The sequence below is a fragment of the Alteromonas sp. ABV4_515 genome, from assembly GCF_056160345.1.
Genome location: NZ_JBSWWZ010000001.1, coordinates 336,740 through 351,652 on the forward strand (window position 1 = coordinate 336,740; position 14,913 = coordinate 351,652).

9 protein-coding genes are annotated in these 14,913 nt (G+C 50.6%); 7 read left to right on the forward strand and 2 right to left on the reverse strand.

The genetic code is table 11. The annotated features are described in order from the left end of the window. Nucleotides 1-3: 3 nt before the first annotated feature. Together ACXAGX_RS01475 and parC are read right to left on the reverse strand one after the other, a co-directional pair. Nucleotides 4-540, reverse strand: a complete 537-nt coding sequence (locus tag ACXAGX_RS01475; RefSeq protein ID WP_474822305.1) for a heme NO-binding domain-containing protein — start codon at nucleotides 538-540, stop codon at nucleotides 4-6. Between the two features lie 109 nt (nucleotides 541-649). Continuing rightward, complete coding sequence (gene parC / locus ACXAGX_RS01480) at nucleotides 650-2,935, reverse strand: DNA topoisomerase IV subunit A (protein ID WP_474836082.1); 2,286 nt, start codon at nucleotides 2,933-2,935, stop codon at nucleotides 650-652. 195 nt (nucleotides 2,936-3,130) lie between these two features. On the opposite strand from parC, the gene ACXAGX_RS01485 reads away from it, so the two are divergent. The 7 genes from ACXAGX_RS01485 to rhaM all read left to right on the forward strand — a co-directional run bounded on the left by ACXAGX_RS01485 (nucleotide 3,131) and on the right by rhaM (nucleotide 14,799). After that, the gene (locus ACXAGX_RS01485) at nucleotides 3,131-4,189 is read left to right on the forward strand and encodes a hypothetical protein (RefSeq protein ID WP_474836084.1); all 1,059 of its coding nucleotides are present in this window, start codon (nucleotides 3,131-3,133) and stop codon (nucleotides 4,187-4,189) included. A gap of 59 nt (nucleotides 4,190-4,248) precedes the next feature. Beyond that, nucleotides 4,249-6,288: a GDSL-type esterase/lipase family protein gene (locus tag ACXAGX_RS01490; protein ID WP_474836086.1), complete on the forward strand. Its 2,040-nt coding sequence runs from the start codon at nucleotides 4,249-4,251 to the stop codon at nucleotides 6,286-6,288. Nucleotides 6,289-6,290: 2 nt separating this feature from the next. After that, nucleotides 6,291-7,850 (forward strand): rhamnogalacturonan acetylesterase, encoded by a 1,560-nt coding sequence (locus tag ACXAGX_RS01495; RefSeq protein ID WP_474836088.1) that lies wholly within the window; start codon nucleotides 6,291-6,293, stop codon nucleotides 7,848-7,850. A gap of 2 nt (nucleotides 7,851-7,852) precedes the next feature. Then, nucleotides 7,853-8,701, forward strand: coding sequence for a sugar phosphate isomerase/epimerase family protein (locus ACXAGX_RS01500; RefSeq protein ID WP_474836090.1), 849 nt, complete (start codon nucleotides 7,853-7,855; stop codon nucleotides 8,699-8,701). Between the two features lie 571 nt (nucleotides 8,702-9,272). Further along, entirely contained in the window at nucleotides 9,273-12,290 is a 3,018-nt protein-coding gene (locus tag ACXAGX_RS01505) for a TonB-dependent receptor (RefSeq protein WP_474836092.1), read from the forward strand. A 53-nt stretch (nucleotides 12,291-12,343) separates the two neighbouring features. Further along, nucleotides 12,344-14,467, forward strand: a complete 2,124-nt coding sequence (locus tag ACXAGX_RS01510) for a beta-galactosidase (RefSeq protein WP_474836094.1) — start codon at nucleotides 12,344-12,346, stop codon at nucleotides 14,465-14,467. A gap of 17 nt (nucleotides 14,468-14,484) precedes the next feature. Next, nucleotides 14,485-14,799 (forward strand): L-rhamnose mutarotase, encoded by a 315-nt coding sequence (gene rhaM / locus ACXAGX_RS01515; protein ID WP_474836096.1) that lies wholly within the window; start codon nucleotides 14,485-14,487, stop codon nucleotides 14,797-14,799. The last annotated feature ends 114 nt before the right edge of the window (nucleotides 14,800-14,913 follow it).

Genomic DNA, 14,913 nt, shown 5'->3' on the forward strand with positions numbered 1-14,913 from the left:
TCTTCATTCCACTGTTATTAAAAACTCGTAGGTGTGTGGTTTATCCGATTTAGTGGTTACCCGATGTATTTTCTGACCAAAGTATTCCGCTGCACCGTCCATTAATCCTTCAGCCAACGGCGCTAACTCACGCACTGAGTAGTATTCCAACACCATGGTATTCTCGGTGCGTGAAACGACAGTGAATGTAGGTAAATCGGCATCAGGATAAAGCTTTCTCACCTGAACATGGATATCGTTATCTAGCACGCTCAGTGCATCTAATAGATTCTTGCTTCCGGACATCACCTGCCCGTGCGACTGCGCTAAGCGGCCGAACAGGTAATAGCCGAAACCGTGAAGCAGTTCTTCAGGTGGCTTGCCGGTTTTCGCCACCAGCACGCCAAGAATCTTCTGCATCTCACTGAACGGGTAATACCCCACGGAGGTATATGCACCATCGTTATCCAGTTCAGCTTCGGTGATTACCTCATCGGCAAATTCCGGCGACACATTTTCTTCAAGCATTTCTATCAATGTTGTAAAAACAACCCCAAGCATACTCAGACCCTTTTAAAACTGTCTGAATTGAGTTTAGCCGAATGTTGGCGTTCAACAACTCATAGGGGCCGGATATTCAGTATGTTTCTCCATCACAGGTTAAGAAATACTACTCCTGATTTTCTTCTGGTTGTGCGCCTTTAGGCAATTCAACCACCACTTCATCAACGCGCTGTAAGCCCCGTGGAAGTTTATTACCCCGACGTCCACGTTCACCGTGATAGTGCTCGAGGTCCGATGGCGACAGCGTCATACTGCGTTTACCGGCCACCACTTTCACAGAAGCGCCTTCTGGCACTACGGCGAGTGCACACACATATTCTTCACGGCTTTTCGCCTTGGCAGACGGAATATTGATAATCTTATTCCCCTTACCCTTCGACAAACTCGGCAAGTCGCGCAGTGGAAACAGCAGCATGCGGCCTTCGTTTGAAATGGCCAAACAGAAATCGGATTCAATCAAGTTTACCCGCTGCGGCGTGATCACTTTTGCGGCGGTAGGTAAACTCAGGAAAGCCTTACCCGCTTTGTTTTTACTGATCATATCAGCAAATTTGCCAACAAAGCCGTAACCAGCGTCAGAGGCAATCAGGTAGCGCTGTTCTTCATCCCCCATCAGCACATCGGTGAATTGCTCGCCACCCACTACGCTGAAACGCCCGGTAAGCGGTTCGCCTTGACTTCGGGCAGACGGTAAACCATGAGCATCGCAAGAGAAGGTTCGCCCGGATGTATCGAGGAACACCGCGGGTTGGTTGCTACGGCCTTTGGCGCTGGCAAGATAGCCATCACCCGATTTGTAGCTAAGCCCTTCCGCGTCCACATCGTGGCCTTTGGCACAGCGCGCCCAGCCTTTTTCAGACAGCACCACAGTAACCGCTTCAGACGGAATAAGTTCTTTTTCAGACAGTGCTTTGGCTTCGCCCCGCTCTACCAGCGGAGAACGGCGGTCATCGCCGTACTTTTCGGCATCTTCAAGAATTTCTTTCTTGATAAGGGTTTTCAGGCGACGATCTGAACCCAGCAGAGTTTCCAGCTTCTTGCGCTCTTCTTCCAACTCATCCTGCTCACCACGAATTTTCATCTCTTCCAGCTTGGCAAGGTGACGTAGTTTCAGTTCGAGGATGGCTTCGGCTTGTTTATCTGAAAGCTCGAAGCGTCGCATGAGTTCCGCCTTCGGATCTTCAAAGGTACGGATAATCTCAATCACTTCGTCGATATTCAGGAAGGCAATCATCAAACCTTCAAGAATATGTAAACGGGCCAGTACTTTATCTAAGCGATATTGCAGACGGCGAGTAACCGTGTCTTTTCGATACACCAGCCATTCGGACAGAATCGTACGCAGATCTTTGACCTGCGGACGACCATCCAGACCTATCATGTTCAGGTTTACCCGGTAGCTCTTTTCCAGATCCGTGGTAGCAAACAAGTGCTGCATTAACTGTTCAGTGTCGACCCGGTTAGAGCGCGGTGTGATCACCAATCGGCAAGGATTTTCATGGTCCGATTCGTCTCGCAAATCGCTCACCATGGGCAGCTTTTTGGCCTGCATCTGACCGGCTATTTGTTCCAGCACTTTCGCGCCAGAGGCCTGATGAGGCAATGCGGTAATAACGATGTCGCCATTCTCTTCTAAGAATACCGCACGCATTTTTACCGAGCCACGACCGGTTTCGTACAGTTTACGAATATCACTGCGAGGGGTAATAATTTCGGCATCGGTGGGGAAGTCCGGGCCTTGTACATGTTCAAGTAGGTCTGATAATTCGGCTTTGCTGTTATCCAACAGCAATGCGCAGGCATTTGCCACTTCACGCACGTTATGCGGCGGAATATCGGTGGCCATACCCACTGCGATACCAGTTACGCCGTTAAGCAGAATGTGTGGCAAGCGCGCAGGCAGGTTTTTTGGCTCGTTCAGTGTACCGTCGAAGTTAGGTATCCAGTCAACGGTGCCTTGTCCCAATTCTCTAAGCAGCACTTCACTGAAGCGTGACAAACGGGCTTCGGTATAACGCATGGCTGCGAACGACTTGGGATCATCCGGTGCACCCCAGTTGCCCTGTCCATCCACCAGCGGATAGCGGTACGAAAACGGCTGCGCCATCAGCACCATGGCTTCGTAACAGGCGGAATCGCCGTGTGGGTGGAATTTACCCAATACGTCACCCACGGTTCTGGCGGATTTTTTATACTTGGCGGTAGCCGATAACCCCAGGTCAGACATCGCATAAATAATGCGTCGTTGAACGGGTTTTAAGCCATCAGAAATATGTGGTAGCGCCCGATCCATAATAACGTACATGGAATAATTGAGGTAGGCGTCTTCGGTAAACCGGCGCATCGGCAGCTGCTCAATACCGTCCCGGTTGATAATAATGTCGTCGCTCATGCGTTCTTTTCGTTATGTAGATGATTCACTGCTTTTGAGCCATTGTGAGCCAATCAATGCCGAAGCGCAATATGCCGGAAGGCGGTATGCCTGCATAAGCGGAATTTCACAATTGAAACTAACCGACGATGACGATTTGAACGACTTGCTGGCAGTTTCACGTTCACTCTACACTCGCGTATAGGACAGAACAAAATGACCAAGGAACCTATGCCTGCTCGCCATCTTATTAAGCTCAGTCTTTTGCTTGCCGCTACGCTGCTTTTCGCGTGTAGCTTTAACACCCGCAACACTCAGCAGCAAATGGTAAATACTCAGCCAGCACCAACACCACTTTATCGTGACCCTATATACGACGGCGCGGCCGACCCCACGGTCATGTGGAACCCTCAAACCAAAACCTGGTTTATGTATTACACCAATCGACGAGCCAATATGCAGTCTCCAGATGGCGTAGAGTGGGTGCACGGCACGCCCATTGGCATCGCAGAATCGTCTGACGGCGGTGTCACCTGGAAATACAAAACGGATGCGGTTATTCACTATCCCACAACATCACCGAATGAAATAACCTACTGGGCACCGGATGTATTTTTCGATGGTACGCAATGGCACATGTACCTCACCATTGTGCCCGGCATATTTAGCGACTGGAAACATCCCCGCACCATCGCCCACCTGACCAGTTCAGATATGCTCGAGTGGCATTATCAGTCCACGCTGTCACTGGCAAATGGGAAAGTGATTGATGCCGATGTGATTGCTCTACCAGAAGGTGGCTATCGCATGTTCTACAACAACGAACCTGACGGTAAATCAGTGTATTTTGCTGATAGTGAGGATTTGTTTCATTGGCAAGACAAAGGCAAAGCGGCCCTGGCCAGCCGTGGCGAAGGCCCGGTAGCCTTTCGCTGGCAGGGTTACTGGTGGCTGATTGTCGACGCATGGCGGGGATTAGCGGTATACCGTTCTGATGATCTCATGCAGTGGCAACAACAACCCGGATATCTGCTAGGCGAACCGGGTATCGGCAAGGATGACGGCATCAATGGCGGCCATCCCGACGTAGTTGTGGAAAACGGTCGCGCCTACTTGTTCTATTTCACCCACGGTGGCCGCATTGGAGACAACGCCAATAAAGATAACGTTGAGTCACGTCGCAGCAGTATTCAGGTGACGGAGTTAATCATGAATGACGGCAAAATTTCCACCGACAGAAATGCGCCCACCTTCATTACGCTACCTGAAAAATAAAACCCTCGGTTCATATGTGAAATTAATCTTTCATAGTTATTTACGACATGTGAACAGGCGTGATTGAATTTGACCGACTTATTATTAATCATGATGTGAAATCTATGCGTTCTGACTTTTCTTTAATCAAGGTGTTCAAGACCCTGACCGCTGTCAGTGTACTCACCACTGTTATTGGTTGCTCGCAAACGCAAGAAAACCATGACGTTCAAGCACAGGTAGATTATCCCGCTTATCTGTTTGCCTCTTTTCGCGGCAACGGAGAAGACGGCTTACATCTGGCTTACAGCCGAGACGGCCTTAACTGGACTGCGCTGAATAACGATGAATCGGTGCTGCCCCCCACCGTAGGCACAAAGCTTATGCGCGATCCCACGCTTATTCGCGGCGTGGACGGATTTCACATGGTGTGGACATCAGGTTGGCAGGATAACGGCATTGGTGTAGCCCACTCACAGGACTTAGTAAATTGGAGTGACCAGCAGTTTGTACCTGTAATGCAGGATTACCCTTCTGCAAGAAATGCTTGGGCGCCAGAAATCGTCTGGGACAACGATGCGCAAAATTATCTGATTTTCTGGGCGACTACCCTTCCAGGCACTTATCCAGACACCGAAGCGAAAGCGGATAAAGGCTGGGATCACCGCATTTACGCCACCCGCACCGCCGATTTCAAAGCATACTCAGACACTGAGCTTTACTACCAACCCGACTTCAACGTCATTGATGCGACAATCACACCGGTAGATAACGGCTATGTCATGCTAGTTAAAGACGAAACGCGATATCCGGCTGCGAAGAGACTGCATGCCGCGTTCAGCGATTCAATCTCCGGCTTCTGGAGTCTGGATGCAAAAGCGTTCTCGCCTGATGGATTATGGGTGGAAGGCCCCACCGTCTTGCCGTTCACGCTTAACGGTGAACAAGGCTACATGGTGTACTTCGATGCCTACATGAATCATCAATTTGGTGCCATGTTCACCAAGGATTTCAAAGCCTGGGAAGATAAGACGCCCAGCTTGAATCTACCCACAGGCACCCGCCATGGTAGTGTGCTTGGGGTGACCGAGGCAGAGCTTCAGCAACTGATTAACGCATACGGCGACAACACCACGCATTTTACCCCGGCGCAACTTCAGGAAGTTTGTACCGGTGAGCCTCTCTCCTGCCAGCTATCAGCGAGTTCCGGTAACTATGGTGTAGCAATCACCTCCAGCAGTAAATTCTCATCTGTTTATGCCGAAAGTCGTCGACTGATGTATGCACCGGAAGTTGCAGAGCAGAGTACACCAGTGCTTCATCTTGCAGTGAACGTGCGCGATGCAGAGGGCCAACCGATACAGGATATCGACGAGCCCAATGTGGATGGTCTTAATGTAACTCTGACCCAACCGCTCAGCGAAATCACCGGCATTGATGTAACGAAGAAAGCACAAACCCGTTCGTTGTTCATTATTGGCGACTCCACCGTAGCCGACCAGACGCGCCAATGGCAGAAGCCTGAAGAACAACGCTACAGTGGCTGGGGACAAATGCTACCAGCCTGGTTCGGCCCGACCATAACCGTAGTGAACTACGCCGACAGCGGCGAAGGCACTGAGGCGTTTTCTGTTCCAGATGGCGTGCTTTGGCAGCAAATGGCGGGGCAGATCCAACCAAATGACTGGGTGCTTATTCAGCTGGGTCACAATGACAAGAAAACCCCCAGAGACGTCTATGTAAATCGCATGAATGGGTTGCTAGAAACCATTATTGGCAAAGGCGCGCACCCGGTGCTGATTTCCCCCATGATCAGAAACCACGGCATTGAATTAACCGAACAGCATATTTACGGCAACCTCGTACTACGCAACGAACTTCCCGAAATCGCCAAGCAGAATGATGTGCCATACATCGATTTAATGTCGGTGACCAATGACTGGGCCAATAAGCTTGGCCAGAAAAACGCGCAAACCTTTTTTGTAGAGAAAGACAAAACCCACACAAACCAACAGGGCGCACTCACCTTCGCCGGTTTTGTTTCTGAGGAAATCAAACGCCAGCAGTTGCCACTGACGCACTATTTACGTGCACCGGCTAAACAAGGAACAGGTCAGTAACCATGAATTCATCACAGCATTTTCGTTTTCTTACGTACTTTCTATTCTCGTTGTCAGCAATCATGATGTTTAGCGCATCAGCGCACAGTAAAGAAGCCGAAACACTCTCACCCGCCACTATCTTTATTGCGGGAGATTCTACCGCTGCCACTTATACGAATGCCGATCATCAGGGCTGGGGCGCTATGTTCAGCGACTTCTTTAATGAAAGCAAAGTCCGTATCGACAACCGTGCCCGTGGCGGCCGCAGTACCCGCACGTTTATCGCCGAAGGGCTGTGGCAGAAACTGGTAGACGATATCAAACCCGGCGATGTGGTGCTTATCCAGTTTGGCCACAATGATGCCAGCCCGGTTAACGACGACTCCCGCGCCCGCGGCACCATACGTACCACCGAAGAAGAATACCGCGACATTCATAACCTGCTGACCGATAAAGATGAACGGGTGTATTCCTTCGGCCACTATATTCGCCAAATGGTTAGTGACGTACGCAAAAAAGGCGGTGTGCCTGTGTTGCTGTCGCTCACCGTGCGTAACATCTGGAAAGGCGAGCGTATCGAACGGGGCTCCGGTGAATATGGCGGCTTCATGCATTCACTGGCGATGGAGCTGAATACACCGTTTATCGATGTGACTAATGCTGCCGCCGATGAGCTGGAGGCACTGGGCATGGAAAAGACCGCTGCCCTCTATCCCAAAGATCACACCCACTTTCATACAGAAGGCGCGAAGCTTCATGCCCGAAAGGTGGTAGCTGCGATGAAAGGCCTGCGCCCTGCGCTGCCCGACGATTATTTATCTGCCGAAGGCAAGGCCGTGGACGCCTACGGTTGGACTTTTGTGAACCTGCCCGTAGTGCAAAACCCGTCACTGCGCAGTGTATTCACTATTGGTGATTCAACAGTACGCAATGGCCGTGGAGACGGAAGTAACGAACAGTGGGGCTGGGGCGACTTTATTCATGAGTTTCTGCCGAATGCAAACGTGAATTTCGTGAACCGTGCCGTGGGCGGACTCAGCAGTCGGACTTTCATTACCGGCGGCCACTGGCAACGGGCCCTGAATATGATGAAACCCGGCGATATATTGCTGATGCAGTTCGGGCACAACGACGCCGGTGCGCTGAACGATGATTCGCGGGCACGGGGCACCATTCGCGGCACGGGCATGGCAGAAGAAACCATCGACAACATGCTGACGGGCGAACAGGAAACCGTGCACTCCTACGGCTGGTACCTTCGCAAGATGGTGGGTGAAGCAAAAGCTCGCGGTGTTATCACCGTGATCTGCTCACCCGTGCCTCGTAAGAAATGGGAAGAAAACGGCTTCCGCATTGCCCGCGCTACAAATAGCTACCCGCAGTGGGCAGAGCGTGTAGCCCGCAGCAGTCAGTCTGGCTTTATTGATTTACATGAGCTTGTTGCTAGCGCTTACGATGGGAAACCTCATGAAGAAATCGATGGCTATTTCGGTGATGCGCATACCCACACCAGTGAGACTGGTGCGCGGATGACGGCAGAAATTGTCGCTGAACGCCTTAAACCCATGTTGGGGCTGTAACGATGAAAGGTGTGAATATAGGCGTACGCGCCCACGATTTCGCCCCTGGCACACCAGAGCAAGTTGCCGATGATCTTAGCCAATATCCCATTTCCTGCGTGCAGTTGGCGCCATTAAAATCGTTTCCCTATCTTGAAGAAGAACCGGCACGATTAACAAAAGCCTATGCCCAAAGAACCCGCGATGCGTTTGCCGCTAAAGGTTTACAAATTGGCGTGCTCGGTTGCTATATCAACCCAGTGCACCCAGATCCGGCAAGCCGAGAAGCCTCGGTAAGCTGGTTTGAAAAACACCTGGAACTGGCGGCTTCCTTCGGCTGCAATATCGTGGGCACGGAAACCGGAAGCCGCAATGCAGATTGTACACATCACCCTGACAATCTCACCAGCCGTGCCTTTGATGAACTGGTTGAATCGGTATCCAGGCTGGCAGCGACAGCAGAAAAGTATCAGGTGAACGTAGGCATAGAGGGGGTCGCTTACCACCACATCATCAATTCAGCAGAGCGAATGGCTGAAATGCTGAAGCAGGTGAACTCGCTTTACGTGAAAGTGATTTACGATCCGGTAAATCTGTACCCACAAATCATGATGGCAAAGCAAGAGGATGAACTCGACAAGTCTTTCGACCTTTTTGGTGATGCGATTGTCGCATTTCACAGTAAAGACTTTGTGCTTAATAACCACAATAAAGAAGGGGATTTACCCTCAGGTACAGGCAGCATGAATCATCACTATTTACTCCGCTGGATTCACAACAACACGCCCGACGTACCCGTTATTTTGGAAAACACCAATTGCAACAACGTGTCATCTGTACTCAATTTCATGCAGTCACAACTTACTATCTGAACAAAAACTACGTGCCGGTTTTGAACGACTGAGGCGCTTATTTACCTTTTCTCACGCGTGTTTATCCAAATTTCTGTACCCTACCTACCGAAGGATAAACACGCAACTTCATTCAAATAATCGCTTCTGGAAAACCTAAGTAGTGCCGTTATCACGGTGCACCTGCGCATTTCCCTCATTTGATTTGTTCCATATTTAAAATTTTTTTTACATTTTGAGAATTTATTTCTCGCTGTTTTCAGGTGATTTTCACGTGAAATTTCTGCGGCGAGTAACCTATGAGCCCGATAAGTGGTAAAAGTGCGCTCTTTCCCACAACCGTAAAGGCATTAATAATCAAAACTTTAACTAATACATCAACCCCCCTATTCCACTATTGAAACTTAATGGTTAATTGTTGCGGAAAATCTTGACGCGTGAGCGGGGATGAAAACCCTTGATTGGAAATGATTGGGGTATGTTGACGCAATTTTGGCCCACGATTACCATCCAGATCGATGTAAATAAAATATTAAAAACATGTACGGAAGCTTACATCAAAACCAGGCCATAACAGCTAATCGAGGTTAAAATGACAAACTTCAAGGACAACAGAAGACAAGCCGGTCAGTACCCTACACTCGCCACTGCCCGCAAGCCACTAGCCACTCTTATTTCTCAATTGTTGATTGCAGGTTCTTGCGCCACACTGGCCATGACTGCACCGGCATTTGCTCAGGACAACACGCAACAGCAACGCGAGGACAGCGTTAAAGTCGCGGACACGGCAAATACCACGACAACAGAAGAAAACGAAGAAGAATTCGAAACCGAAATCATCGAGGTGAAAGGTATCCGCGCCAGCCAGCGAGGAGCCATCGACCGTAAAAAGATGGGCGGTACTATCATGGACTCACTGGTCGCCGAAGATGTTGGTCAGTTCCCAGATAAAAACGTGGGTGAAGCCCTGCAGCGTATTCCCGGCGTTCAGCTTGACCGTGACTTCGGTGAAGGTGCATCAATCAGTATCCGGGGTGTTGAACCCAGCCTGCTACGGGTTGAGGTAAACAACGTATCCGCTCAAGGTTTTGGCGGTCAGCGCGCCGTTGACTTCCGAGCCATGGCTTCCGAGCTGATTCGCTCTTTGGACGTTATTAAGGGCTCAGAAGCCCGTCTCACCGAAGGTGGCATTGGTGGTACCGTGCAGGTAAACACCCGTAAGCCTAACGAGTTTGAAGAGAACTACCTGTCGTTGAATGCTGAAGGTCAGTATAACGACCTTACCGGCGAACCGAATGACCGATTCAATTTGGTTGGGGTATATAAATTTAATGACGACTTAGGTTTATTGGTTAACCTTACGTCGGAAACCAAAAACACCATGATTCACGCCATTCGTAACACCGAATGGATGCTGTTTGATGATTACGATAACAGCTCGGAAAAGACATTTGAGAACGAATATGCCGGAGTAACCGATCAAGCTGCTTGTGTTGACGTAGACGACCCCACGCTATGCGAACAGCAATGGTATGAGTTTTCACCACGTATTCCACGCTATGGTATCTGGGGCCGTGAAGAAGACCGTATCAGCGCGAATGCAATGATTCAGTATCAGTGGAACGACCGGTTGTCTTCTCACATCGGTTACACCTATAACGACCGGGATAAGCTGGCTACCGACCTTAACCTTCATCTCGAATCCGGTTCAGCAGCCAGAGTGAATCCAGACTCAGTAGTGGTTGATGACCAACACAATGTTACCTACTTCGAAACTGCCCTCGCTGGAGTGACGAACCGTACACTGAAATTCGGTTGGGAACAGACCACTTCTATTCTTGAAACCGGATTCCGGTACGATGGCGATACCTGGACACTTGAAGGTCTGGCATCGAAGTCTGACTCCACCCAGGATATTGACTCACGGGACACGCACATTACCGCCGAAGGCATTGCCGGTATTGCAGTGCAGCTAAATGATGAGGGGATGCCGGAGTGGGATTTCAACGACGGTTACTTCTACAACAGTGACGACCCCACAGACATGTCAGATAGCTTCGATGTGAATGATCCATCAAGCTACCGTTCACGCTCGCGATATAAATATGCACCAAGCCATGATGAATCGGAAGAAACCATGGCGAAACTGGATTTCACCTACATTCCAGATTCTGACTTTGTAACTAAAATCCTAACCGGTGTGCAGTACACCAAACAGGATATGGTTAACGCCAACTGGCAATACAACATCATTCGGGATGTTGGACAAGAATACAATGGAGTTGAATGGACTGTTGATGATCAGGTTGCGTTGATTTCCGGAAATACCTTCCAGTCTGATGAACTGTTTGATGGTTATGACTTGCCGGTAGGTACGGTGGGCAGTTACCAGGCTGTCGATACCTTCCCGTTCATTGATGCGATTCAGGCTATCGCCGATGACAATACCACCCGCGAAGATCTTGACGTGCGCTCTGGTAATTATGATGTGTCAGTGGAAACCCGGGCAATTTATCTGCAAGGTAATTTCGAGACTTACTTTGGCGATATGCGCCTTTGGGGTAACGTGGGTGTGCGTTATGTTGAAACAGACACCGCAGCCAACGGCGACGTACGTGAAATTATCATCGTCGACCAGTTAGATGAAAACGGTAATGTGATGACAAACCCGGATACCGGCGAAGATCTGGCCGGTGTGGAAGACCCGGATAGCCCGGACTGGTTTGAAGGTCGCCGCACCGTAGATGGTGATTACAGCGACACATTGCCAAGTATCAACCTCAACCTGGGTATTATTCCTAATGAGCTGGTACTTTACATGGGCGCTGCAAAAGTGATGTCACGCCCTAAAACAACCGATCTTAACGTGAATGCAACCTGCACGGTTTACCAAACACGCCGTTCTGTTGAAGATCAAATCAATAACGTATGTACTGCAGGTAATCCAGCACTTAACCCATACCGTGCTACCCAATTCGACGTTGCGCTGAACTGGTACCCGGATGAAAACTCGGTACTCTCAGCTGCATACTTTGTTAAAGACATTACCAGTTGGATCATCAATGCAGAAACCCGTTACGATGTGGATTTCTTCGGTGATGGTCGCCTTTGGGATGTTCGCCAGAAAGTGAATGGTTCAGGGGTAAAAACCCACGGTATCGAACTGCAGGCTTCAACAACCTTCACCTGGTTACCCGCACCGTTTGACGGCTTCGGGGGCGCGGTGAACTATACCCGTATGTCTGCGGATGATGTAGGCCTGTTTAACCAGCTAAATGGTGAAGAACTGCCGTTCCCGTCTCAGTCTGAAAACAGCTATAACCTCACCGCGTTCTACGAAACAGACGTATGGAGCATTCGTCTAGCGTACAACTACCGTGATGAATATCTGGCATCACCGGCTGACCGTTCAGGTAACCCGGTATTTGTGGATGACTCCGGTTATCTGGACGCCAAGATTGTCTACAACATCACAGAGAACCTGCGCGTTTATGCAGACGGTCGTAATCTGACTGGCGAAGTAAAATCTTACAACGCCGGGCCTCGTCGCCTGTCTGACCTGCAGTGGTCCGGCCGTGAGTATGCGGTAGGTGTGACCTACCAGTTCTAGTCATTTTTCCGGTGGGCCATCGTGCCCACCTTTTTCTATTTTAAGACCTCCCAATGAAACTAACCCGAAGACAACTACTACAGGCTGGTGGTTCCGGTCTGGGGCTCGGCCTTTTGGCTGGCCAATCCTTTACGCTGAATGCTGCCACTGCGGCTAATCAGCGAGTCTATCCCATCGATAAACTGATTCACGGCGTCTGTTACTACCCCGAGCTGTGGCCGGTATCAAATATTGATGCCGACATCGAAGAAATGCTGACGCTGGGCATCAACATGGTTCGCATGGGCGAATTTACCTGGGCGCTGACAGAGCCTGAACCCGGTGAGTACGATTTCAGCTTGCTTAAACTCACTATGGATAAGATGCATCAGGCCGGTATCAGCGTGGTGCTTTGTACCCCGACCGCCACGCCGCCCGTGTGGCTGACACATGATCACCCCGAACGACTGCATAAAAATGATAAGGGTGAGATCATGAGCCATGGTGCTCGCCAGCACGCCAGTTATGCTCATCCTGCGGTCAGAAAGGCCTGTTACAACATCGTTGAGAAAATGGCTGCAGCATTAGGCAGGCATCCCTCGGTGATCGCCTGGCAAATTGACAATGAAATGAAAGCCCATGTGGCCAATGACTTCTCCGATGCCGCCCTGGCAAACTGGCATCAATGGCTGAAAAAGCGTTTTACTACCATTGAAAATCTCAATGAGGCATGGGGAACCCATGTCTGGAGCATGCACTACCAGTCGTTTGAACAGGTACCCGCCCCGGTGGTCACGCCGTTCCTGCATAACGCCTCGCTGTCCACGGCTTACACCGAATTTAACCGTGAGGACATCAGCGACTTTATGCTCGGCCAGCGGGAACGCATCAGAATGCATTCTTCAGCCCCGGTTACACATAATGACAATCCGGCGTTCAACATCAACCATGAAACCTCTATGGACGCGCAGGATTTTCCCTCTTTCGATGCGTACCCGTCTTACCAGCAATGGTCTGCCCTGGTCTTCCGCTCAGACCTTTACCGCGCGGCGATCCCCGGCAAACCGTTCTGGCTGATGGAAACCAGCGTGTCGCATAACGGCTGGCTGGGCAATCATCAGGTGGCCCACCCGACCGGGTATCTGGCCGCAGAAGCCGCACTGATTTATGCGCTGGGCGGAAAAGGTTTCAGTTACTGGTTATGGCGTCAGCAGCGCACCGGCGCAGAACTGCCGCACAGCGCTATTAAAAGTACCTGGAACGCGCCATCGGTGGGTTACGAGGAAGTACGTAAAGTGGGCACGTTGCGCAACAAACTCGACCCGGTTCTGGCTGGCGCTGAGTTTCAGGTGCCGGAGGTAGCCGTGACCTACTCCGATCTGGCAAGAGCGATGTTTGAAACGGAAGGCATGGACAAGCGGGAGGGATTTCCATCGCGCTACCGGGATGTTATTGCAAAATGGCACCACTACTTTATTGAGCTGGGTATTGCCCGGGATGTCAGGTTTGAACATGCCGCACTGGATGGTCTCAAGCTGCTGGTCACCCCGGCGATGCCGGTGGTCACCGAGGCTTTTCTCGCCCGCATTCTGCCTTTTGTGCAGGCAGGCGGGATTTGGATAGCCGGGCCGTTAACGGGCTATCGCGATACAAACCATACCAATCACACCACCGCCGGACTCGGTCTGCTGGATAAATTTGCCGGTGTTCACACTGAGTTTGTCGTGCCTCTGACGGGAATGAGTGCTACCGGCAGTGCAATGGATATGACGGTTCCCCTCAGCGGATGGACCGCAGCGATGCAGCCGCTTCCGGGTACCCGCTCTCTGGGAACCATGACGTCCGGAATCGTCGAGGGCAGAAGTTTTCTTACCGAAAGAACTGTCGGCAAAGGTAAAGTGGTTGTGCTTGGCGGTCAGCCTCATGGTGAAGAAGGCGACAAGCTGGTTTCAGCTATCCTGTCTCACTACGCCCGCGAGGCGGGTGTCCCCCCCGCTCCGAAGGCAGATCCGGGTATCGTCTCGGGCACACATCGTCTGCAAGGCGGTACGTTACTCACTATGGCGGTGAATATGACGGATAGCGCCGGAACCATTTCGCTTCCTCATCCGGTTTCGGACCACGCCACCAACGAAAAGCTCAGCGACGATTCACAAACTGTGGCACCGTATCAGTACCGACTATTCGTACACCGTTAATATCAGGAAATACAGACATGGAAACGATCGCTTTTATAATGCAGCTGTTGCCCGGCTATGAAGCCGAATATGAAAAACGTCATGATGAAATCTGGCCGGAGCTGGTCACCTTACTCAAAGAGGCGGGCGTCGAGGATTACTCAATCTTTCTTCATCCTGAAACGCTGCAGTTGTTTGCCACCCTGAAGCGACCCGCCAACCACAACATGGATGCGCTGCCGGAACAGGCTGTGATGCAAAAGTGGTGGGCCTACATGGGAGACATCATGGAACACAACGACGATAACAGTCCGGTAAGCCAGCCGCTGAATAAGGTGTTTCACCTGGCTTAAAAGCACTACAACTAATATTTGAATCTGCCGTGATATTGAAGGTGACACAGCTCATTAATTCCTTCATGCAGATTCCATTGACAGCAGGTTAAACGGGGAGTAAAAGGCTGTTTA